Genomic DNA, 24,604 nt, shown 5'->3' on the forward strand with positions numbered 1-24,604 from the left:
TAAATTAGAAATAAGGTAATGTAAATTTAATTACTAACTTAGGCAAAGTTTTATATATACTATTTAATTATTACATATTATTATTGATAATATATTCTTCCAAATGTATACTTTTTATTAATTAAGGTTAAACTTATATTGCCTTGATAATGTAATAACTCCCATAAGTTAATGGATTTTGCTAAAAATTCTGAATGTAATTTAAAATAATCCTAGTTCTTCAACTAGGATTATTTTAAATTTAATAGTTTATTCCATTTTTCTAATTTACCCTTATATAATCTAAAAAAATGATTTTTATAGGATTCCCTAAGGACATTATCATCTATAAAATTCTTATTGTTTAAATAGTCTTCAAAGTCGTAGATACACATAAAGGAAGCCTTTGTCCCTGAAATTATATCTGATATATTTTCATCAAAACATAAGAAATCCTTGGAAGAGGTTTTGGAAATCACATAATCAATTTGCATAATAAATCTTACTCCTGTATAACCCTTCTTAATATTTTGTCCTATATATTTTGAAAGCTTTACTTTTGTCTCATTTAATCCCATTTTCTTATAATAATCCATCATTTCAACTGCATTAAAACATTTCATATACTTGCTATATGCACCTAGATACTTTAATAATTCCAAATATATCCTGTCATCAGTACAAATACATATTTTTTCCCTTTTATCAACACTATCTTTAATATATTGATACATATTTACAATTAAATGTTCTAATCCACAATAGTAAAATGAAGAATGAAATCCAAAAACATTACTATTAATCATAATTATTATCCTTTACAAATAAACTTATTGCTTATATATTCTACATAATATATAAATACTCCTTTTAATATTTACTAAAACTTTACCAAAATATTTCATCATTTATTTGCATCTTATGCTATAATATTTTATTAAATATTATATTTTTCATCCTATATTATAGAATTCTATTTATTATGTCATAAAATGTCTAATTAAGTTTCCATTATCTTTTACAATAATACAAGTTTCTGCTTATTTGGAGTCCCCACATTGGATTCTACTATCATATAATATAAAAATTTGAACTCTAACCTATCCTTTAACTCACATTTTTTGATATAATTATATTTAATTGAATCTATAGGGAGGTCTTTGCAATGAATTTTAAATTACCTGATTATCATTTACCTAATTTTTTGAGCGAACCATTTCTTTCTTCCCCTAATGTAGCTACAAAAAAAGTTGAAGTAAAAGGAGTGGCTCCCGATAATTATCATGCTACTTCCATATATCCAGAATATTTTAAAATAAGCCAAAAATGGGTATTAGCATCTGAAAGTCGAATGGACTGCGTAGTAGTATTAGATAAAGACAGCAATTTAAAGATAAAAGAATTTAGAAATTTAGAAGTCGGAGAAGAAGTAATACTTGGGAGAAGTGAGGATTCCAGCGAAGGCATTTTCGTGCATACAAATGGATTTAAAGATAATTTCAGCTCGGAAAATCAAGTGTTTTCATTTAGAGCTGGAAGAAGCAGGGAGAGTTCTTATTCCAAAGATTATGATAATTTATATGACTTGCTGGAATATGAAAAAGAACATGGATATATATTATGGGTATTAGGCCCTGCTGTAGTATTTGATGCTGATTCTAAAAAAGCCATGTCATCTCTTATAGAACATGGATATGCAAATTGTATTTTTGCAGGAAATGCACTTGCAACCCATGATCTTGAGGGTTCTTTTTTTAAGACAGCACTTGGTCAAAATATATATACTCAACACTCTGTAATAAACGGCCACTATAATCATATAGATGTAATAAACAAAGTAAGAAAAGATGGCTCCCTTAATAACTTCATTAAAAAAGAGAATATAAAAGATGGTGTTGTCTACTCCTGCATTAAAAATAAAATTCCTCTTGTACTTGCGGGTTCTATAAGGGATGATGGACCCCTTCCTTCTGTAGTCTCAGATGTATATAACGCTCAGGATACCATGAGATCTTATTGTAAAAAAGCTACTACAGTTATATGTCTGGCAACTCAACTTCATACCATAGCAACGGGAAATATGACTCCAGTATACAAAATAGAGGGTAAAAAAATAAGACCCGTTTACATATACACTGTAGACATATCAGAATTTGTAGTAAATAAATTAAGAGACAGAGGAAGTCTAGAAGTAACTTCTATAATAACAAATGTCCAGGATTTTGTGGTAAATGTAGCCAATAATCTAGTGGATAAAAGCTAAAATTATTTTGCAACTGAGTATTTACACATTTTGAAGCACTATTGAAATTGAATATATTTCAATAGCGCTTTTTAACCATAACTATGAATTGGGGAACAGATATAAAAATATACAGAAGAAGTGACATGCGCTTCCCCCCATGACAAAAAGATGCCATATTGCATGATTATAAGGTATTTTATCCATCATATATAAAATGGCCCCAACAGTATATATAATTCCTCCTGCAACCAAAAGAGCTATACCCACGGGAGATAATAATATCAACAGTTTTTTCATGGCAAAAATTATTATCCATCCCATAAAAATATATAATAAAGTAGATGCAATTTCATATTTTCCCACCCAGAATACTTTCATTATTATTCCCAAAATGGCCAAAGTCCATATTATCCAAAAAATTGTCCATCCTACAGAACTTCTTAAAATAGTCAACGTAAAGGGTGTATATGTTCCTGCAATTAATAAATAAATAGATGCATGATCAAATATTCTAAACACTCTTTTGGCCTTTACATTAGTTATACTATGATATAAAGTGGATCCTAAATACAAAATGAACATGGAAGTTCCATATATAGTATAACTTATCACATACCATTTATCACCTTTTTCAACGGAGAAAACAATTAAAAGCACGAGAGCTGCGATTGACAATAACGCACCTATTCCATGAGTTACAGCATTAGCGATTTCCTCACCCCTTGTGTAAAACTTCAATTGATTATCCATATATTATCACTCCTTTATCAAATATAAATATTGATATTATCGAATGTAGTTTTAAAGACTATATGTTCTATATATTATAATATCACAATGGATATTAGTATTCAATATTTATTATGGCTTTTTATAGTAAATAAAATAATTTTTTAGTATAATAATATATAATATTATTGACATTATTCTTTATAATATCTTGGAGGTATATACAATGTTAAAAAGAACTATAACTGCAGAATTAATCAAAAAGTTCAATGAACTGTTAATTAAGATATTGGATGGCAAAAAAAATAAAAATTACAGGGAGACCTTAGATTTAATTGATACTGCTTTTAAAGATATGTTTAGACTAAGTTTAAAATTTTTCAACTCTCTTTCTGTGGATAGCTTAATGGAAATGGTAAAAATTAATGGAACTATAAATACAGACAAGTGTATAATAATGGCTAAATTATTAGAAGAAGAGGGTGATGTCCTGGAAAGTGAAAATAAATTAAATGATTCGTTTTACATACATCAAAAATCTCTTCATTTATTTTTAAATGCCTATTTAAGTGAAAGGGTTGATTGTGAGCTGGAGGTTCATTTTTCAGATATAGACTCCATCATAGGTAAAATATGCCAGTACAAATTATCCTATGAACTTGAAAATCAAATTATAGCTTATTATACAAAATCCTGCAAATACGATAAAGCTGAAGATATAATATATGAATTATTACAGGAAAGTGCCTATAGTGCCCAATCTATCAAATATTCAATAGAGTTTTACAACAATCTTTTGTTAAAAAGTGACAGTGAATTGTGTGCTGGTAACCTTCCTCGAGAAGAAATAATTGACTCTCTGTCTTCTTTAAAAACCAGTCTACAAAAATTATAATATTGAAAATATGAAAAAAAGTGTATTAATTGTCAAAAAATATATTTTAAAACAGTAAAATCCCACCATGCCGTATCGTGAGTTACTTTGAACCCGCTCCCAGCAGGTGGGCATCTCCTTCTCGCTTCCTGTGCTCAAATTAAATTGAGTTTCATTCCACGAGAAGAGTCAAATTCCCTTTTATAAAATGTTCGGTCAACATCAACTCATTCCACGTACACAGCAGGAATTATTAAACTTTAAACATAAATAAAAATTATATTTCCTCAAATCATCAGTATTATTATACTACATTTTTAAAAATTTATCTTTATTATGCAGATATTTAATTCTTTTTATTTAAATCCTCTATATCAATTCCAAGTTCTTCTAGTTGAGATTCATCTACTACATTTGGAGCTTCTGTCAATGGGCAAAATGCATTTTGATTTTTAGGAAATGCTATAACATCTTTTATATTATCAGTTTTTGCCAAAAACATTACCATCCTGTCAAATCCATAAGCCAAACCTCCATGAGGTGGTGGCCCGAACTTGAATGCTTCAAGAAGATACCCAAATTTTTCCCAGGCATTTTCTTCTGTAATTCCAATTACCTGAAACATTTTTTCCTGCAGCTTGGTATCATGTATTCTTATACTTCCTCCACCTAGCTCCTCTCCATTTAACACTATATCATATGCCTTGGCTCTCACCCTTCCAGGATCACTATCTAGATATTGTATATCTTCATCCATAGGCATAGTAAATGGATGATGTTCCGCCTGATATCTCTTTTCCTCTTCATTATAAGATAGAAGAGGAAATTCTGTTACCCATACAAACCTAAATTCATTATTATCCTTTAAAATACCTGTTTCTTTTGCCATATGAACTCTAAGTGCACCTAAACTTTCAAATACAATTTTATTTTTATCGGCAACTATCAATATAAGATCTCCGGGCACTGCTTCCATGCTGCCCAATATATCCTCAGTATTTTTTTCAGTTAAAAATTTTGATACAGATGACTTAACTTCATCTTCTCTGTATTCCATCCATACAAGTCCCTTAGCCCCATAATCTTTTACAAACTCCACCAGCTTATCAATTTGCTTTCTGCTCATGGAAGCGGAATTCGGAACTCTTATAGCTCTTACAGAACCACCCCTTTCAATGGCAGATTGAAATACCTTGAAATTTGTATCTTTTACAACTTCAGTTATATCATTTATCTCCATGCCAAATCTTAAATCCGGTTTGTCGCTTCCGTACTTTTCCATGGCAATTTTATAAGGCATTCTCTCTATAGGAAGCTTTATATCTAAATTCAATATTTTCTTAAATACTCTCTGAAGCAATTTTTCATTTACATTCATTACATCCTCTTGTTCTACAAAAGAAAGTTCCATATCCACCTGAGTAAATTCAGGCTGCCTATTTGCCCTTAAATCCTCATCTCTAAAGCATTTAACTATCTGAAAGTATTTATCATACCCCGAAACCATTAAAAGCTGTTTAAAGAGCTGAGGTGATTGAGGAAGCGCATAAAATTTCCCCTTATAATTTCTGCTGGGCACAAGATAGTCTCTGGCACCTTCAGGGGTACTCTTTCCAAGTATTGGCGTTTCTATTTCAACAAATCCCTCTTCATCTAGAAAATCTCTTATGACCTTTGCTGCCTTATGCCTTAACATAAGTATTCTTTGCATATCAGGTCTTCTTAGGTCAAGATACCTATATTTCAGTCTTATATTTTCATCCGTATCCAAGTTTTCTTTTATATATATTGGAGGTGTTTTAGACTCTGAAAATATTTTTATACACTCTCCCTTTAATTCTACCATGCCAGTGGGAATTCCCCTATTAGGTGATTCTCTTTTTACAATAACTCCAGTAGCCGCTATACAGTATTCAGATTTAACATTGTCTGACTTCCCGAAAGCTTCCTTATTTATCTTCTCTCCAAATACAATCTGGAGTATTCCTGTTCTATCTCTAAGATCCACAAATATGAGTCCGCCTAAATTTCTTTTTCTCTGAACCCACCCCATTACTGTAATCTTTTCACCTATATTGCTTTCTCTAAGTTCACCGCACATATGAGTTCTCTTAAGTCCATTTAATGATTCTCCCATTATATTCCGTTATATATGCCTTATTGTAATATAAAATAAGTGCATTTACCTGTTCATTGTGCCTGAAGTTAAACTTCCCTGGTCCGGCACTCCAAGGTGTATTTACATTATAAGCTTTTAAATAATGTTATTTTAACGGTTTTTCAACTCCTATTCCTTCATTATTTGACCATTTAAATTTTTAACACAATTTTATAATCTGACTAAATTTAAAATTGCATCTATATTCTGCAAATCAATCTGAAATTGTTCTCCATCCGACATTCTCTTAAATTTAGCAGTATTTGACTGCAACTCATTATCACCTATTATGGCTGTAAATCTGGCATCTATTTTATTTGCATATTTCATTTCAGCTTTTACACTTCTATTCATATGATCACACTCACACCTTAAATTTCTCTCTCTCAATTTATTTACCAGATTAAGAGCTTTTACCTTTGCAGCATTTCCCATAGCACCTATATATAAATCTATATAGGGAAGTCTTGGTATTTCTATTCCATTTTCATCCAAGGTTAAAAGTGTCCTTTCTATTCCCATTCCGAATCCTACAGCAGGCATTTGTGGTCCTCCGACCTCTTCTATTAAATAATCGTACCTTCCCCCACCGCATACAGTTATGTTATTATTGATTATTTCAAATACAGTTTTACTGTAGTAATCTAGTCCCCTAACTATCAACGGATTTATTTTATATTCTATTCCAAGGGCAGTTAAATACTTTTGTAAACTTTCAAAATGATCTCTGCACTCATCACACAGATAGTCTAATATTAAAGGGGCATCCTTTACTATTTCCCTACAGCTTTCTACCTTGCAGTCCAATATCCTCATAGGGTTTTTATGAAATCTGCTTTTACAAGTATCACAGAGCTCATCATATCTTTCAGATAGAAAATTTTTTAAGATCTCATTGTATTTCTTTCTGCACTTAGGACACCCTATGCTGTTTATATTTAATTCCAACCCCTTTACTCCCAGTTCCCTGTATACTCTCATTGCCAAACTTATAACTTCTGCATCAAGTGAAGCTTCTTCAGCACCAAAAGCCTCTATGCCAAACTGATGATGCTCTCTAAGTCTTCCCTTTTGGACACTTTCATATCTTAAAACCGGTGTAAAATAAAATAATTTAGTTGGCTGAGCTTCATTATACAAACTGCTCTCTACAAAAGCTCTTACTGCCGGTGAAGTTCCTTCAGCTTTAAGAGTTAAGCTTCTGCCTGACTTATCCTTAAATGTATACATCTCTTTTTGAACTACATCTGTAGTTTCACCTACTCCTCTTTCAAAAAGTTCCGTATATTCAAATACAGGTGTTCTTATCTCCCTGTATCCATAAGAAGCTGCTATGTTTTTAAATATATCTTCTAAATAATGCCATTTATAAGATTCCGTAGGCAATACATCTTTAGTACCTCTAGGTGCTTGTATAATCATAATACTTTATTTCCTCCCTGCTTGCCTGGCAATAAAACCCTATGGATTTCATAACCAATTTACTTATAATATATTTAATACAATGTATCCAAAAGTTTTATTTTCTTCTGAACCATTTCATCCACTCTATTTATATACTCCCTCACATCCTTTACGTTTGCCTGTCTTTCCAACCTGTTTTCATCTAAAAATATAACTTTGGTAACGGCATCAGCTCCGCAAGCTATTATGGTCTGCTGTTCTTCAATCATTTCTATATTATAGATTCCCGAATTGTCAACTCTGGTATATCCTACATTCTCCATGTTGCCCACCATGTTTTTTTGTCTATACATATAATAGGGTTTCATATCCAATGTTTTAGCTAGTGCAGATGTCCTTTTATACATGGAATTTAATTCTTTATTATCAGCAATAGAATATTTTACATTGTTTAATATATTTTCATAGAGCCTGGATCCCCTCTTCACAGACATACCATGTACTGTTAAGTTATCCGGGGAAAGCCTTTCTATTTCTTCACAAGTCCTATTAATATGTTCTATACCTTCACCAGGAAGTCCTACAATTATGTCCATATTTATATTGTTGAATCCACATTGTCTTGCCATATAAAATTTTTTCCCTATATCTTTTACAGAATGCTTTCTTCCAATAAATTTTAAAGTACTGTCATTCATTGTCTGTGGATTTATACTTATTCTACTTACCTTATATTTTTTCATGATTTCCAATTTATTTAAAGTTATACTGTCAGGTCTGCCACATTCTACATCAAATTCTTTTATTTTATGATCACATATAAAACCATTATATATTTCATCCATTATTTTTTCAAATTTTTCATCAATTATTGAAGTTGGGGTTCCCCCGCCAAAATACACACATTCTATATTTAAATTATGTTGTCTTATATAATGCGAAATTTGTCTCATTTCATAAATCAAGCTCTCGAGATAATCTTCTACAACATTTTTGCACTTTTCAATAGGATTAGAGGCAAAAGAACAATAAATGCATTTAGTAGGACAAAATGGCATTCCTATATATACACTTATATTTTTGCTGCTGGTATTTACTAGACTTCTTTCCCTGCTTGCTATATCAATACAAAGTTCTGATTTATCCTTTCTGCAGCAAAAGTGCCTATAAAAATATTCTGCTATATCTCCCTTGCTCTTACCCTCTTTTATCAATTTCAATGCTATTTTACTTGGTCTTATTCCAACCAGAGTTCCCCAGGGTAAATTTCTGTCTATGTTTTGACTAAAATATAAAAATACTATTTTCCTAACATTCTCATTGTCCGTTAAATCACTTTGAAACTCTGTTTTATGAATACCCTGCTTATCTTCTATCAACATGATATTTTCCAATATCATAATATTAAAATCCCAGTCTTTATCTTCTACAAAAACTATATCCGTAAAATCATAAAACAAGTTTATTATCTGGAATATTTGATATCTGTATATATTAGGATTTAATTTAACTTTTATTTTCATATTCATTTAAAAGCAGCATTAATTGATAATAAAATGCAGCTAAAGTATTTTCAACTCCTTTCTTCAGACAAAAACGGATTATAAATTCTTTCCTTACCAATAAAGCTTTTAAGCCCATGACCTGGTAACACTTCTGTTTCATCCGGAAGAATCATAAGTCTATTTTTTATACTACCTATAATTGCTTCAAAATTTCCTCCAGGGAAGTCAGTTCTTCCAACAGATCCCTGAAAAAGTGTATCCCCAGTAAAAACTAAATTTTCTGTTAAAAAGCTCACTCCTCCAGGAGTATGTCCTGGAGTAAATATTGTTTTTAAATTTATATTTCCAATTTGAAATACCTGATTATCCTTAAAATAAATATCAGGTTCCGCTGTCATAGTACCATACATAAGATCTCTTTTTTTCATCATTTCATAATCCAACTTGTTTATTCCTATGGGAGCATTATATCTATTTTTTATCTGTTCTGCCCCTTCTGTATGATCTGCGTGGCCATGAGTCAACAATATATATTTCACTTTGGACTTAGAATCATCTATTGCATTTATTATGTCCTTTACATCTCCACCTGGATCAATCACAACACACTCTGCTGCATCTTCATCCGATAATATATAGCAATTGGCCGCATATACTCCCACAATTAATTTTCTTAATTTCACAAAATACACCTCCTGTATTCGTAAATCAAATTTAAAATTTTTTCTCACTGTCTATCATAATGGTCACCGGTCCATCATTTTCTATAGTTACCATCATATCTGCCCCAAATTTGCCAGTCTGAACTCTATCTATTGAATTTTTGCATTCCCTTACAAATCTTTCATATATATCATTAGCCTTATCCCCTGACAAGGCCCTTATAAAACTTGGCCTCCTGCCTTTTCTACAATCCCCGTACAAGGTGAATTGTGAAATTATAAGCAGTTCTCCTTTTACATCTAGAAGGGATTTATTTAATTTCCCATTTTCATCCTCAAATATTCTTAAATTTAGTATTTTATCTTTCATATAAGGTATATCTTCATTATTATCTTCTACAGATATACCCAAAAGTACATTCAATCCCCTTCCTATTTCACCTATAATTTCTCCATCTACTTCAACTTTAGAGCTTTTCACCCTTTGAACTACAGCACGCATGGCAAACACCCCTTAACTTAATAATCAATTTTCTGTTCTATAAACCTCAATAATACCTTTTACTTTCCTCAATTTTCTCATCACATCTTTAAGCTCATCAATGCTGGATATTTTTAGTTTTACATTTATAACAGCTATTCCATTTTTAACTGGTTTGGCATTTATAGCATAAAGATAAATTTTACTGTCGCTTATAATTTCCATTGATTCAGCCAAAATCCCCTGCCTGTCTTCAGCTTCTATTTTAATTTCGGTAATATACTCCCCCTTAGGTTTTCCCCAGCTTACCTCTACTACCTTATTATCCTTGTTTTTCAGCAGAAAATCTATATTTTTACAATCTTTTCTATGAATAGAAACCCCTCTGCCCTTGGTTATATAACCTATTATAGAATCTCCTGGTACTGGGTTACAGCATTTTGCAAATCTTACAAGTACATTGGTTTCACCTTTTACAATTACCCCCGGAGACTTTTTATCCTTTTTGTGAGGTTTACTGGTAAATTTATTCAGCTTATCCCGCAGTTCTTTCCAATCATCAATATCCATTCTGGAAGTTTTAATATACATATCCTTCATCTTTAAAACTATGGTAGAAGAATTCAAACCACCAATTCCCACGGAAGCATACAGATCATCTAAAGAATTCATGTTGTATTTTTTAAGTACAAAATCTATAACTTCACCTTTTGCAATTTCACCAAAATTATATCCCTGCTTTTTTGTCTCCTTTTCCAGGAGATCCTTGCCCTTTAATATATTTTCCTCTCTTCTAGCCTTTTTAAACCAAGCCCTTATCTTGCTTTTTGCCTGATTGCTTTTGACTACATTCAGCCAGTCAATACTGGGACCCTTTGGAGTGCTTGATGCAAGTATTTCTACAATTTCTCCTGTTTTCAGATGATAATCCAGAGGTACCATTTTTCCGCTTACTTTTGCTCCGATACAGCTGTTTCCTATATCCGTATGTATTTTATAGGCAAAATCTATGGGAGTTGCTTCATAAGGTAAATTTATAACAGTGCCTTTAGGTGTAAAGACAAATACTTCATCTGAAAACAAGTCTATTTTAAATCTTTCCATAAATTCTTCTGCATCCGAGGTCTCTCTCTGCCATTCCAACATTTCTCTAAGCCAGGTAAGTTTTTTATCTATATCCTCTGCCGTTTCAACCCCTTCTTTATACTTCCAATGGGCCGCTATACCATATTCTGCAGTTTTATGCATTTCAAAAGTTCTTATCTGTATTTCAAAGGGCTTTCCCTGAGGTCCCATAACTGTGGAATGAAGTGACTGATACATATTGGGTTTCGGCATAGCAATATAATCTTTAAATCTTCCCGGTATGGGTTTATATATAGTATGAGCTATTCCAAGAGACGCATAACAATCTTTTACTGTATCCACCAAAATTCTCACAGCTGTTAAATCAAAAATTTGATCTATAGTCTTATTTTTCTGCACCATCTTTCTATATATACTGTAAAAATGTTTTGGCCTGCCTTCAATATCCGCATCTATACCTGCCTTTTTTAAACTCTCTTTTAGCTGTTTTATTATCTGCTCTATATATCTTTCTCTTTCAACTCTTTTTTCTGCAATTTTTCTGACTATGAAATAATATTCATTCTGATTTATATATCTAAAAGCTAAGTCTTCCAATTCCCATTTGATTTTTGACATTCCAAGCCTATGTGCCAGCGGTGCATATATGTCAAAGGTTTCCTTCGCCTTTTCCTTTTGCTTTTCCACAGGTAAATATTTTAATGTTCTCATATTGTGAAGCCTATCTGCCAATTTTATAAGTATGACTCTAATATCATTTGCCATGGCAAGCAGCATTTTTCTGACGTTATCCGCTTGCTGTTCCTCTTTGGTCTTATATTCTATTTTACCCAATTTGGTAACACCCTCCACCAGGTTCGCTACTTCAGGGCTAAACTCTCTACTCACATCCTCATGGCTAAAGTCGGTATCTTCAATCACATCATGTAAAAGTCCTGCCACTATTGTGCTAGTATCCAATCCCATTTCTGCTAATATACAAGCCACTTCTACAGGATGCATTATATAGGGCTCACCAGATTCCCTCTTTTGCCTTTTATGGGCTTCATCAGCAAAATAATAGGCCTTTTTAACCATATTTTTATCTATATTATTGCAATTTTTATCTATTAATTCTATTAATCGTTCTAACATACTGATACTCCCTAAAATCAATGGCTGGTCTATTAAACCAGCCATTATTTTTTATTAACATTATATTATATACCGTTAAAACTTGCAATTTGAAATTTATCAAGTGATTCTTAGATTCAAGTGGAGCTTTGCCATGAGAAATATTTTTCCTACCTGAACCTTATAAGAACTTATTCAGTTGCTTATCATCCCACACTTTACAAAGTTGAAATTCATAGCCATGTTAGCCATTGGATACCCTTTAAATATTGTATTGAGTCAAGGAATTTACATCATACTCCTTCAATTTTTCTCTTCCCTTCAAGTCCGTCAATTCTATTACAAAGTCTATGGTTACAACTTTTCCACCAGCTTCTTCTACTAATTTAACAACAGAGCTAATGGTACCTCCAGTTGCAAGCAAATCGTCAATTATGGCAACTCTCTGCCCTGGCTTTATTGCATCCTTGTGCATCTCCAGTTCATCGCTGCCATACTCCAAATAATATTTAACTTTTAGTGTATCGCAGGGCAATTTCCCCTTTTTTCTCACAGGTACGAAACCAGCATTTATAGCGTAAGCTATTGGGGCCCCAAACAAAAAGCCCCTTGCTTCAGGAACAACTATTATGTCTATATTCTTGTCCTTCAAATATGCCGCCATTTTATCTACAGTATATTTAAAGGCATCTTTATCTTGAAGTAAAGTAGTTATATCTTTAAAACTTATTCCTTTCTTCGGAAATCCCTCTATCACTCTTATGCTGTTCTGTAAATCCAATTATATTCCCCCTCAAAATAACTTTATTAGCTTGCAATCTAATTTTAATCCCAATATAAGTTTTCCTTCATTCTATAATTATATATTAAATATTCATAAATATTCAAGCCATAGTATTTATGAACTACACAATTTCATTTTTTAAATATTTAGCTATCTGTTCTGCCCTATCCATACTTTCGGTTATAAAAAGTTCAACTGTAATCCTTGCATTATCTATATATCTTTTATTTTTAATTGAACACATCATCCCACTTGAAAGATTGCATATATTTTCTCTATTCACATTAGAAATATTATTTACCTTAAGTAAAGCCTTTACTCCATAATTATTCGTATAATTTATATAATACATGCCATGATTTACCATAATTTTATTTTCACCGCTTATATCCACTTGCTTTGAAAGAATCCCAAGGGTTACAAGATCCAAATACTTGCCTATGTATTTCATCTCATAATACATTGATATAGCCTGACACAATTTAAATATTACACCTGCTGCAGTCAAATCCTTAAAAGGATATGTACACTGTTTCTGATTTGGATCCACAATAATTGTTCTTGGTAAAACCTCTCCACTTTTATGATAATCTGTTATTATGACGTCAATCCCTAGATTTTTACATAATTCTATCTCGGAAACAGATTTTATCCCACATCCAGCAGTTATTATAAGCTTGGCGCCTAAAAATTTTATATGATTTTCTATTATATCTGATTTTACATCAAAATCATTAATTTCATCAGATATAAAATATTCTACATCCGCATTTAGATATTTCAGCACAAGCAGTAATAGAGACACTGAAGCTATACCATCTAAATCACAGGTGCCATAGATTACTATCTTTTCTCTTTCATTTACAGCTTCTATTATTCTTTTTAAAGCTTCCCCCATATCTTTTAGAAGAAATGGGTTTTTCATGCCTAAAAAATTAAAATCCTGTATATTTTCCTTTTGCATCTCCATAATAAAATCCTCCAAATTTATCGAAAGCACTTATATTATAAATGATATTGTCTTCTATTACAAACACAGTATGGTTAGATTTTCTACAATAAAAAAATCCAGAGTTGCAATATACTCTAGATTTTTTATTTTATCATATTAAATGTATATTTTAAAGAATTAACTATGTTGTTTTAGGTAATTTTTTTCTATTAGCCAACATATGTTTTTTTATCATAACCCAACATGGACTAGCTATACATATAGAAGAATAACATCCTGTAATTATTCCTATAAGGATAGGTTCTGAAAAAACCCTGACAGAAGGAACTAGAATATACACAGAAGAAAGTGTTATTACAACGGTCAATACAGTATTTATAGATCTTGCCAGGGTCTGAGTAACACTAGCATCTGCAACAATAATAGGATCTACCCTTCGCATGTATTTTTGGTTTTCTCTTATTCTGTCAAAAACAACTATAGTATCATGAATGGAATAACCTATAACTGTAAGTGCTGCTGCTATAAAATTAGAATCTATGGAAACTCTAAGTACTGCATATACAGATAACATTACAAGTACATTATGAATAAGAGATATAATGGCTGCTATACCAAAGCTCAGTTCAAATCTTATACCTATATATATGAACATGGCTATAATAGCTATTACCACAGCTTCTATGGCTTTAACTCTAGTCTCTTTTCCTATAACAGCTCCGATGTTCTCTTGATTTGTCAAACTGCTTTTTTTATACTTTGCTTTTATATCTTTTACAATACCGCTGACAGCATCATTACTAAGGGAAGTTGCTTTTACGGTTATGGATTTATTATCAGTCTTATTAGATTGAAAATCATTGGAGTATTTTTTTATTATACTATCCACGTCTGCTTTATTAAAATCTGTACCTAAATTTATTTCCACTATGGTGCCACCCTTAAAATCCAATCCATATTCCAGTCCTTTTGTGGCAATGGTAAACATTCCAATTACAATTATTATAAGGGATATAGTAAACCATATTTTCCTTTTTTCAATAATCTTATATACGCCATTCATACTATTTTACTACCCCCTTTCTAAAGTCATGCACTCCAAATGTTCCAATAGTTTTTATATGATTAAACCACCCTATATTGGCTACTAACTTCATAAGGGTTCTGGTTACGGTTATAGCCGTAAACATACTTAAAACTACACCTATAATCAAGGTAAGGGCAAATCCTTTTACTGAACCTGTTCCAATATTATAGAGTACAAAACCTGATATAATGGAAGTAATATTTGAATCCAGGATTGAACTCATGGCCCTACGAAAACCTGCATCTATAGACGCTTTAATTGACCTTCCGCTTTTAAGTTCTTCTTTAGTTCTCTCAAATATAAGTATATTGGCGTCTACTGCCATCCCCACCGTTAAAAGAAATGCTGCAATACCCGCCAAAGTGAGAGTCACATTCACGTTGGCAAAAGCTACTAAAACTATGTACACATACAAGGTTAGTGCTATGTCTGCAATAAGTCCCGGCAATCTATAATATAACAGCATAAACAGCATTACAAGTCCTATTCCAATCTTACCAGCTAATATGCTAAGTGGAAGGGCATTGGCTCCAAGAGAAGCTCCTACGGTTTTAACCTGTACCGGTTTTACTGTAACCGGCAGCGCCCCTGATTTTATTAAGTCAGCCTGTCTTTGAGCTTCCTGCAAAGTCTGATTACCACCACTTATACTAGCTCTACCATCAGTTATGTGTGCATCTACCTGAGGATTGGTAAGCATTTCATTATCCAAATAAATTGCAATTTTTTGTCCTAAAAATTTTTGAGTGGCATCTGAAAATTTCTTAGCCCCTTCTGAATTCAATTCCAAACTTATAGTTGGTTTGTTTCCATTTTGTGAATCAATGGAAGCCGTAGCATCCTTCACGTCCTTGCCTGTAAGTATGGTCTTATTGTCCGGCCCTACAAATTTAAGTTCACCGGTTTTTGCCACACCATCTATTACTTCCTTGGCATCAAATTTTCCAGGTATGTCAATTCTTATTCTCTTTTGACCTTCCCTGGCAACTACTGTCTCACTTACTCCAAGTTTATTAACCCTTAAAGATAAAAGCTCCACTGTTCTATCTATGGTCTTTTGATCCACATTATTTCCCTGAACTTCCTCAAGCACAGAAACGCCACCTTGAAGATCAAGTCCCTTATTTATCACTTGACCAAGAGGTTTCAGTTCATATCCTCCTAAAGTTACCCCATATGCTCCCGAATAAGCTAAAAAACCTATTAAAATTATGCATAGGAAGAAAACTATGGTACTTTTAACCTTAGATTTCATCTTTATCCTCCTTAACCTAATAAATACTATTTTTTTACAACAATCCACATTAAAAATTATATTACTTAAAAAAAATACCGTCAATACTATAAATCCAAATAGAATTACATTATATATTAACTTTATGTGAATATATATAATCCATATTACTGCTTTGTCTAAGATATTCCCCATATGGCATGGTGAAAATCCGTTTAAAAACATAAAAAAATGCCTGTCCCTAGCTCTAAATAAACCAGGGAATCGGGCTCTTTATTAAAACTAATCCCTTTATTTAGCTGTATTTCTAGCTTTAAGCGCAATAGCACATTCAATTCTCTTCTTCTGCATTTTACATCCTAGTGCATAAGGCTCTTTCATATCTCCATTAAAATTATAATTATTAGCCTGACATCCTCCACTGCAGTAAAACCTTGCCCAACATTGTCTGCATTTAGGTTTATTGTATATATGGGCATTTTTAAATTCCTGGGAAATATCATTCCTCAAATTATTCCAATCATTCAAATTTCCCATTTTAAACTCCTCATTGCCCACAAATTGATGACAAGGATATATGTCTCCATCCGGAGTTATAGCCACATACTCATGTCCTGCTCCGCAGCCTGATATTCTTTTATATACACAAGGTCCTCCTGTAATATCTATATTAAAATGATAGAATTTAAATTTTTTTCCACCATTACGAAGCATTTCTTCATATAGCTTATCGTATTGTTCATAAATAGTAGGAAGATCCTCTTCCCTTAGAGACAATGGATTGTCTTTAGGAAGTACTACAGGTTCTATAGATATTTCATCAAATCCTTCATCTGCAAGATATTTTATATCTTTAAAAAAGTCTGTATTTTTTCTGGTGAAAGTTCCCCTTGCATAGTACTGCTTAGACTTGTCCCTAATTTTTACCATACTTTTGATTTTAGGTAATATGGAATCAAAAGTACCGCTTCCATCTATTCTCACCCTTACACTGTCGTTTATTTCCTTTCTTCCATCAATGCTCAATACTATATTCCCCATATTTTTATTTAAATAATCCATTATCTCATCATTTAAAAGTGTAGCATTTGTAGTCATTGTAAACCTAATACTTTTATTATGTATTTTTTCCTGAGATTTTGCATAATCCACAATCTCTTTTACAGCATCAAAAGCCATAAGAGGTTCGCCGCCAAACAAATCCACCTCTATATTTTTTCTAGGACCCGATTTTTCTATGACAAAATCAATAGCTTTTTTACCAACAGCAGCAGACATGAGTTTTCTGCTTCCCTTATATTCACCCTCATCTGCAAAGCAGTATTTACACCTTAAATTACAATCATGTGCAATATTTAAACATAGTGCTTTTATAAAAGATGCTGAGTTATCATTTTTTAGTGCAATGTCTTCATACAGATCTTTAGAATATAACATCTCCTTTTTAATTAATTGCTCTATTTCTCCGTATGCCTCTACAATATCCTTTTTTTTATATTTATCTTTAAGAAATTTTAACGTATCTTCTATACCAGGCAATTCTTCATCATCTAAAATATCATACACTAACTCGTCAACCTCATGAAGTGCCCCAGAGTTTACATCTAATGCATACCGATATCCGCCCTGTATAAATTTATGAATATTAGCCAAGTTTTTCCCTCCTACAATAAAAGCAGTAATTTTTTACAACATAAATTTTAGGCAGTAACTGTTTTATTTGTTACTGCCTAAAATTTATGTTAGTTTTCACAAGCCAGATTGGCTACTGTGCAAGAAGTCTTACATGCTGATTGGCATGAATTAGCACATTCTTTACACCCTGGTTTTTTTAGGCTATCTTTTATATTAGTATTATTTATAGTTCTTATATGCTTCATATTAAACTCCTCCATTAATAAAGATATCTTTTTGATTATAACATAAATTACTTATAAAATAAAGTTGCCAGCGGAAAGGCTTATTGCAAGTTAATACCAATCATTCCAGATAAAGCTCCAACCATTAGTGCAAGCACTAACCTCTTAATTCCATCCATACCTATCACTGCAGAATTTCCAGAAATGATAGAAACTATATATAGTATAAATAAATATAAAAGAGTAACTATAATACCTATAAGCCATCCTCTTTCCCCTATTTTTCTCACTGCATAAATAGAAGCATACATTATACTGACTATTGTGGTAACCAGATAAACTATATAACTTACCCCGGAACTAACTTCTATAAAAGTCATTACAACTGCAAAAATCAGAAGCAAAATCACTGTAATTATAAACCCTCTTATAACCCCTTCTATAGCAGGAAGATAATTATTACTTCTTTCCAAATTAAAACACCTCCCATCTAATAGTATCTATGTAGATAAAAGGTGCTTTATACCTAAATTTTAAACTTCTTTTTTTCCTTCAATTTTATCCTTATTAGAATCTTCTGCTTTTTTGTTTTCAGATAAGACATTTAATACTCCTGTCTTGTCAAGTTTTATCTTTACCCTGTCAGGTCCTGTCTGAATTGTTAAAACCCTTTCATTAATATTAACAATTTTGCCTATTATACCACCTTTAGTCATAACCTCATCATTAACTTTAAGATTGTCTAACATGGCATTATATTTCTTTTTTCTCTTACTCTCAGGTAAAAATATAAGTAAATAAAAAAATACTACCACGAGTAATAATGGTGCTATTCTAGCTAATAAATCCAACCTTTTCACCTCCTTATGCAACAATTCTATATAAAATGGAAAAATCCTTCTTTAACTTTTATTATTCCACTTATCAAGCTTTTCCCTTTTATATGATGGAAAATAGTCTCCATCAATGGCATCCCTTATTTCCCCCATTAAATTATTATAAAAATATAAATTATGAAGTACACAAAGTCTCATGGCCAGCATTTCTTTTGCCTTGAACAGATGCCTTATATAGGCCCTGCTGTAATTTTTACAAGTTGGGCAATTACACTCATGCTCAATAGGACTATCGTCTAATTTATACTTTGCATTTAAAAGATTTATCTCACCTTCTGATGTAAATACGTGAGAATGCCTTCCATTTCTTGCAGGCAGGACACAGTCAAAAAAATCCACTCCTCTTTCCACTGCTTCAAGTATATTCGCAGGTGTACCTACCCCCATTAGATATATGGGTTTATTCTGTGGAAGATATGGTATGACCCTTTCCAGAATTCTATACATCTCCTGATGAGTTTCCCCTACTGCCAATCCTCCGATTGCATATCCATCCAGATCCATTTCACTTATTATCTTGGCATGTTCTATTCTTATATCATCATATACCCCACCCTGATTTATTCCAAACAGCATCTGCTTTTTGTTTATGGTATCGGGCATAGAATTTAATCTATCAATCTCCACTTTACATCTTTTAAGCCATCGGGTAGTTCTCTTAACTGAATTTTCAACATAATCCTTTGGAGAAGGGTTTTTTACACATTCATCAAAAGCCATAGCTACAGTAGAACCCAAATTACTTTGAATCCTCATGCTCTCTTCAGGACCCATAAATATCTTACTCCCATCTATATGGGAATTAAAATAAACGCCTTCCTCTTTTATCTTTCTTATATCAGCCAGTGAAAATACTTGAAATCCCCCTGAATCAGTTAAAATAGGCCTATCCCAATTCATGAATTTATGCAATCCGCCAAGTTCTCTAATAACTTCATCTCCTGGTCTTAAACTTAAATGGTATGTATTGGACAATTCTATTTGACAGCCAATTTTTTTTAAATCCACAGTAGAAACAGCACCTTTTATAGCTGCCAGAGTACCTACATTCATAAATACCGGAGTTTGAACCACTCCGTGAGGTGTGATAAACTCACCCCTTCTTATACTTCCACATTTCTTCAGCAATTTATACATCAAAACACCTCATATCTACTTGATGAACATAGCATCTCCAAAACTGAAAAATCTATATCTGTTTTTTACTGCAACTTTATATGCATTTAATATGTTTTCTCTTCCGCAAAGTGCACTTACTAGCATTATAAGTGTAGACTGAGGAAGATGAAAATTTGTTATGAGTTTATCCACTATCTTATATTTATATCCTGGGTATATAAATATATCTGTCCAGCCTGATTGCTCTCTGACTCTTCCGTTTTCATCGGCTATGGTTTCAAGAGTTCTACAGGAAGTGGTCCCCACTGAGATCACACTGTGACCATTTTCCTTTGCCCCATTAATTATATCTGCAGTTTCCTTTGTCATGCGGTAGTATTCCGAATGCATATCATGATCCTCTATATTTTCAACTTTAACTGGCCTAAAAGTCCCTATTCCCACATGCAAAGTCAGGAAGGCAAGTTTAATTCCCTTTTCTTCTATCTCTTTAAGCAATTTCTTTGTGAAATGAAGTCCAGCTGTAGGGGCTGCTGCCGATCCTTCTTCTTTGGAATATACTGTTTGATACATCTCCTTATCCTCTAACTTTTCCTTTATATACGGCGGCAGAGGCATTTGACCAAGTTTGTCTAATACTTCTTCAAATATTCCCTTATATTCAAATTTTACTATTCTATTTCCATCTTCCTTTATTTTAACTATCTCAGCTTTTAGCTCTCCATTTCCAAAATCAAATTTATCTCCAACTCTGGCTCTTCTTCCTGGCTTAACTAATGTTTCCCAGCTGTCATCTTCATTTCTCTTTAACAGTAAAATTTCCATTTTACCGCCGCTTCCCTCTTTATTTCCTATAAGTCTTGCAGGCAAAACTCTTGTATCATTTAACACAAGACAATCACCTGGATTTAAATAATCTATTATATCTTTAAATACCTTATGTTCTATATTCCCTGTGTTTTTATCCAATACCATAAGTCTTGCTTCATCTCTCTGTTTTAACGGATGTTGTGCAATTAATTCCTTTGGCAAATAAAAATCAAAATCTATAACTTTCAATATATTTCACTCCGTTTCCTTTTGTCCAAGTTATATTTAATTATCAAACAAAGATGACTGTCCTGTCTTTTTTTGTGGAATTTTATTTTTTCTGGTCTTATTAAAATGCCTGTATGCACTGTCAGATGCCATTCTTCCCCTGGGCGTCCTGATTATAAAACCTTTTTGGAGTAAATATGGCTCATATACGTCTTCTATAGTATCCAATTCTTCTCCTATAAAATAAGCTAGTGTTTCTATTCCAACAGGTCCTCCATTAAAATTATCAATTATGGCTTTTAATATCTTATTATCTATGCTGTCAAATCCCTCCTCATCAACTTCCAATAATTCCAAAGCCAATTTACTGGTTTTAAGATCTATTATTCCATTGCCCTTGACCTCTGAATAATCCCTTACTCTTTTTAAAAGTCTATTTGCAATTCTTGGAGTTCCCCTGGATCTCTTTCCTATTTCCCAGGCAGCCTCATATTCTATATTTATCTTAAGTATCTCTGCAGATCTAATTATAATTTCACTAAGTTCCTTTTCTCCATAAAACTCCATGGGGCACAACATTCCAAACCTATCTCTTAGTGGAGCCGTTAAAAGTCCTATCCTTGTAGTGGCCCCAATTAGAGTAAATTTAGGTAAATCCAATCTTATAGATTTTGCCGCAGCTCCTTTTCCTATAACTATATCCAGTGCATAATCTTCCATGGCAGGGTATAATATCTCTTCCACACTTCTATTTAGCCTGTGTATTTCATCTATAAAAAGTACATCCATATCATTTAAACTGGTAAGTATTGCAGCTAAATCTCCTGCTCTTTCTATAGCCGGACCAGAAGTAACTTTTAAATTTCCTCCCATTTCCAAGGCAATTATATTGGCTAAAGTAGTTTTACCAAGTCCCGGTGGTCCATAAAGCAGCACATGATCCAGTGCTTCTTTTCTGTTTTTAGCAGCTTTTATAAATATTTCAAGCTTGCTTTTTACCTTGCTTTGTCCTATATATTCACTAAGTCTTTTAGGTCTTAAACTATACTCGTTTTCAGCATCACCCACAATATCCACTGGAGTGACTATTCTATCTTCCACACCCATCACCTAGCCTAATTCATTAAAAATTTCAAAGCTTCCTTTATCATAACTTCAATGGAATTGTTATTATCTATAGCAGCCAATGCACCATTTGCCTCTTTCTCAGAATATCCAAGAGCTTCAAGGGCTTCTGTAACTTCAGAAATAGTTTTACCCGCACTAAATCCCTGGAAATTATTTTTATAATCCATAATTTCATCTGATGATACCTTATCCTTGAGTTCCAGAATAATTCTCTGGGCAGTTTTCTTCCCTATACCAGGAGCTCTCACTAAATTTTTTTCGTCTCCAGATATTATAGCATATTTTAAATTATTAACGCTACTTATGGATAAAAGTGAAAGTGCCGCTTTTGCTCCTATACCATTTATAGTAAGAAGAATATTAAACATATTTATCTCTTCTTTTGTCAAAAATCCGTACAATCCTATAAAATCTTCCCTAACTATTTGCTGTAAATACAATATTATATTCTCACCTATTTTAGGGGTTTTAGCGATAGTACTTCCGGATGTATTTATCTTATAGCCTATACCATTGTTTTCAACTACTATATAATCTCTATTCACGCCTTTATATATTCCCTTTATATATTCATACATCTAAAACTCCCCCATAAGATATTAAAAATCATATATAATATTATAACATATATTACTTTACCATTTTGGATATCTTAGTTCAAGTTATACTGTACTAGAATTACCTACACTTTAAAAAAACCTTAAAGACTATTATTCATAGTCTTCAAGGCGTGCTTCCGCTTCTTCTCTAGTATTGCATTGAAAGTATTTATCCCCTTTAGTTAAAAGTCTGATATCCTCTTGTTTTAATCTGCTTGTCTTTATATGGGTAATATCTCTCTTTTCATTTTCTATAAACATATTTCCCTGTTTATCTGTTTTATATATAGCAATGGCCCCATCCTTTATGCCTAATACATATTTATCAGGAGCATATTTATCCACATCTTTTACTAATATTACCTCTTTTGCACTGAATTTCTGAACCTTATATCCTACACTTTTATAAATTTTTTCAACTTCACTTTTTTTCTTTCCTGTTAATTTTCCTGCTGATTCTTCTTTTTCTATATTAAGCTCTCCACTTTTATCATATTTTATCTTAAATATGATCTTTGCACTATCAGAAACAATCTCATTTACAGAAGAATTTACCTTTACAGTATCATATGAAGTATCATTTTGTCTAATCTGGCTCAGTCTTCTTTCCATATTTATATTTTGAAGTCCCACTACACATATATAACAACTCAATCCAAAGATCAAAATAGTAAAAACAACTAAAACTGCGGTACGAACTTTTCTCTTATCCACAATATCCCTCCTTTTTTTGAATATTATGGACAAATTTTCTAAAATTATACATATTATTTTAATTTTATGCTAGTATAATTTTTACTACAGTATAGTATATTATTTTTAATAACTATATTTCCCTGATTATCTATTCTCCAGACTATGGCTCCCCTATTTATCAATCTGTTTTCAACTCTTTTATCAGGAGTTCCCACTCCATCACTTGTTATAATTGCCACTCTGGGTTTTATTTCATCTAAAAACTCCCCAGTTGTACTGGTATTAAGACCATGATGGGATACTTTAAGTATATCACATTTTTTAAGTTCTCCTGTCTTTAGCATGTCTTCTTCCTCTGTTTTTTCACAATCTCCTGCAAATACATATGTTAAGTCACCTATTTTCCCCTGTAATACAATGGAATTATTGTTTTCTGTAGGTTTATTTTTAAGAACTGGACCAATGGCCTTAAGACTAAGTCCATAAGTTTCAATATGCCAGTTTCTCTTTATATACTTAACATTTATCCCCATCTTAATCAATTTATCACTTATGATATTTTTCATGTAATTTTTATGATCAGGCAAATACACTTTACAAACTTTTCTGGACTGAACTATTTTAATTATACCCTCATAATGATCGTCATGATAATGAGTGAGTATTATGCCATCTATTCTATTTATCTTGTTCAAATCTAAATATTTTATAATCCTTTTGGTATAATAAGCGGCTCCCGTATCTATTAGATAATTTTTATTGTCAGCCTTTATTAAAATGCAGTCACTTTGACCTACGCCTAAAAAATGTACTTCATAATTTCCAAATTTGGCTGAGGTGACACTATCCATATACATTATAATTATAAAAATAATAATAGCTAATATTTTTTTCATATTAATATTCCCCCATAAACTGTGTTGCTGCTATTATTTTTTACAATTTAAATTGTTATATTCTAAAAGGCAAAAAAATA

General features: G+C 32.1%; 24 protein-coding genes and 1 other RNA gene. 2 read left to right on the forward strand and 23 right to left on the reverse strand.

Features of this window, described 5'->3' with window-relative positions:
• Positions 1-230: 230 nt before the first annotated feature.
• Positions 231-785 (reverse strand): MEDS domain-containing protein, encoded by a 555-nt coding sequence (locus AB8U03_RS08980; RefSeq protein WP_369704209.1) that lies wholly within the window; start codon positions 783-785, stop codon positions 231-233.
• A gap of 359 nt (positions 786-1,144) precedes the next feature.
• On the opposite strand from AB8U03_RS08980, the gene AB8U03_RS08985 reads away from it, so the two are divergent.
• A complete protein-coding gene (locus tag AB8U03_RS08985) occupies positions 1,145-2,242 on the forward strand; it encodes a putative NPN-dependent ornithine cyclodeaminase (RefSeq protein WP_369704210.1) in 1,098 nt (365 codons plus the stop codon).
• Between the two features lie 81 nt (positions 2,243-2,323).
• Here the strand turns inward: AB8U03_RS08985 and trhA are convergent, their stop codons facing one another.
• A complete protein-coding gene (gene trhA, locus AB8U03_RS08990; protein WP_369704211.1) occupies positions 2,324-2,974 on the reverse strand; it encodes a PAQR family membrane homeostasis protein TrhA in 651 nt (216 codons plus the stop codon).
• A 205-nt stretch (positions 2,975-3,179) separates the two neighbouring features.
• On the opposite strand from trhA, the gene AB8U03_RS08995 reads away from it, so the two are divergent.
• Positions 3,180-3,848 carry a DUF6483 family protein gene (locus AB8U03_RS08995; RefSeq protein ID WP_369704212.1) on the forward strand — a complete coding sequence of 223 codons (669 nt, stop codon included), beginning with the start codon at positions 3,180-3,182 and terminating at the stop codon, positions 3,846-3,848.
• A 55-nt stretch (positions 3,849-3,903) separates the two neighbouring features.
• Here AB8U03_RS08995 and ssrS read toward each other — a convergent pair.
• The 21 genes from ssrS to AB8U03_RS09100 form a co-directional block, all read right to left on the reverse strand.
• Positions 3,904-4,080: non-coding RNA, 6S RNA (ssrS, locus tag AB8U03_RS09000), on the reverse strand.
• 93 nt (positions 4,081-4,173) lie between these two features.
• On the reverse strand, positions 4,174-5,964 hold the full coding sequence (gene aspS, locus AB8U03_RS09005; RefSeq protein WP_369704213.1) for an aspartate--tRNA ligase: 1,791 nt from the start codon (positions 5,962-5,964) through the stop codon (positions 4,174-4,176).
• 192 nt (positions 5,965-6,156) lie between these two features.
• A complete protein-coding gene (gene hisS, locus AB8U03_RS09010; RefSeq protein ID WP_369704214.1) occupies positions 6,157-7,407 on the reverse strand; it encodes a histidine--tRNA ligase in 1,251 nt (416 codons plus the stop codon).
• Positions 7,408-7,481: 74 nt separating this feature from the next.
• Positions 7,482-8,912, reverse strand: a complete 1,431-nt coding sequence (locus AB8U03_RS09015) for a coproporphyrinogen III oxidase (RefSeq protein ID WP_369704215.1) — start codon at positions 8,910-8,912, stop codon at positions 7,482-7,484.
• Positions 8,913-8,962: 50 nt separating this feature from the next.
• Complete coding sequence (locus AB8U03_RS09020) at positions 8,963-9,577, reverse strand: MBL fold metallo-hydrolase (protein ID WP_369704216.1); 615 nt, start codon at positions 9,575-9,577, stop codon at positions 8,963-8,965.
• Between the two features lie 31 nt (positions 9,578-9,608).
• A complete protein-coding gene (gene dtd / locus AB8U03_RS09025; RefSeq protein WP_369704217.1) occupies positions 9,609-10,058 on the reverse strand; it encodes a D-aminoacyl-tRNA deacylase in 450 nt (149 codons plus the stop codon).
• A 24-nt stretch (positions 10,059-10,082) separates the two neighbouring features.
• Complete coding sequence (locus AB8U03_RS09030; protein ID WP_369704218.1) at positions 10,083-12,257, reverse strand: RelA/SpoT family protein; 2,175 nt, start codon at positions 12,255-12,257, stop codon at positions 10,083-10,085.
• A 241-nt stretch (positions 12,258-12,498) separates the two neighbouring features.
• Positions 12,499-13,017, reverse strand: coding sequence for an adenine phosphoribosyltransferase (locus tag AB8U03_RS09035; protein WP_369704219.1), 519 nt, complete (start codon positions 13,015-13,017; stop codon positions 12,499-12,501).
• A gap of 124 nt (positions 13,018-13,141) precedes the next feature.
• Positions 13,142-13,990, reverse strand: a complete 849-nt coding sequence (locus AB8U03_RS09040) for a DHH family phosphoesterase (protein ID WP_369704220.1) — start codon at positions 13,988-13,990, stop codon at positions 13,142-13,144.
• Positions 13,991-14,153: 163 nt separating this feature from the next.
• Entirely contained in the window at positions 14,154-15,035 is an 882-nt protein-coding gene (secF, locus tag AB8U03_RS09045) for a protein translocase subunit SecF (RefSeq protein ID WP_369704221.1), read from the reverse strand.
• A gap of 1 nt (position 15,036) precedes the next feature.
• Positions 15,037-16,314 carry a protein translocase subunit SecD gene (gene secD / locus AB8U03_RS09050; RefSeq protein ID WP_369704222.1) on the reverse strand — a complete coding sequence of 426 codons (1,278 nt, stop codon included), beginning with the start codon at positions 16,312-16,314 and terminating at the stop codon, positions 15,037-15,039.
• Between the two features lie 270 nt (positions 16,315-16,584).
• The gene (gene scfB / locus AB8U03_RS09055; RefSeq protein ID WP_369704223.1) at positions 16,585-17,946 is read right to left on the reverse strand and encodes a thioether cross-link-forming SCIFF peptide maturase; all 1,362 of its coding nucleotides are present in this window, start codon (positions 17,944-17,946) and stop codon (positions 16,585-16,587) included.
• Between the two features lie 89 nt (positions 17,947-18,035).
• Positions 18,036-18,173: a six-cysteine ranthipeptide SCIFF gene (gene scfA / locus AB8U03_RS09060; protein ID WP_369704224.1), complete on the reverse strand. Its 138-nt coding sequence runs from the start codon at positions 18,171-18,173 to the stop codon at positions 18,036-18,038.
• Between the two features lie 80 nt (positions 18,174-18,253).
• Entirely contained in the window at positions 18,254-18,625 is a 372-nt protein-coding gene (locus tag AB8U03_RS09065) for a TIGR04086 family membrane protein (RefSeq protein ID WP_369704225.1), read from the reverse strand.
• A gap of 60 nt (positions 18,626-18,685) precedes the next feature.
• On the reverse strand, positions 18,686-19,003 hold the full coding sequence (yajC, locus tag AB8U03_RS09070) for a preprotein translocase subunit YajC (RefSeq protein ID WP_369704226.1): 318 nt from the start codon (positions 19,001-19,003) through the stop codon (positions 18,686-18,688).
• Positions 19,004-19,054: 51 nt separating this feature from the next.
• Positions 19,055-20,185 carry a tRNA guanosine(34) transglycosylase Tgt gene (tgt, locus tag AB8U03_RS09075; RefSeq protein WP_369704227.1) on the reverse strand — a complete coding sequence of 377 codons (1,131 nt, stop codon included), beginning with the start codon at positions 20,183-20,185 and terminating at the stop codon, positions 19,055-19,057.
• Positions 20,186-20,200: 15 nt separating this feature from the next.
• Positions 20,201-21,226 carry a tRNA preQ1(34) S-adenosylmethionine ribosyltransferase-isomerase QueA gene (gene queA, locus AB8U03_RS09080; RefSeq protein WP_369704228.1) on the reverse strand — a complete coding sequence of 342 codons (1,026 nt, stop codon included), beginning with the start codon at positions 21,224-21,226 and terminating at the stop codon, positions 20,201-20,203.
• A gap of 36 nt (positions 21,227-21,262) precedes the next feature.
• Entirely contained in the window at positions 21,263-22,306 is a 1,044-nt protein-coding gene (gene ruvB / locus AB8U03_RS09085; protein ID WP_369704229.1) for a Holliday junction branch migration DNA helicase RuvB, read from the reverse strand.
• A 14-nt stretch (positions 22,307-22,320) separates the two neighbouring features.
• On the reverse strand, positions 22,321-22,911 hold the full coding sequence (gene ruvA / locus AB8U03_RS09090) for a Holliday junction branch migration protein RuvA (RefSeq protein WP_369704230.1): 591 nt from the start codon (positions 22,909-22,911) through the stop codon (positions 22,321-22,323).
• 132 nt (positions 22,912-23,043) lie between these two features.
• On the reverse strand, positions 23,044-23,646 hold the full coding sequence (locus AB8U03_RS09095; protein WP_369704231.1) for a hypothetical protein: 603 nt from the start codon (positions 23,644-23,646) through the stop codon (positions 23,044-23,046).
• A gap of 53 nt (positions 23,647-23,699) precedes the next feature.
• Positions 23,700-24,524 (reverse strand): ComEC/Rec2 family competence protein, encoded by an 825-nt coding sequence (locus tag AB8U03_RS09100; RefSeq protein ID WP_369704232.1) that lies wholly within the window; start codon positions 24,522-24,524, stop codon positions 23,700-23,702.
• Positions 24,525-24,604: the final 80 nt, after the last annotated feature.

This window comes from Clostridium moutaii (genome assembly GCF_041205085.1).
In the GTDB taxonomy this organism is placed as follows: Bacteria; Bacillota; Clostridia; order Clostridiales; family Clostridiaceae; genus Clostridium_B; species Clostridium_B moutaii.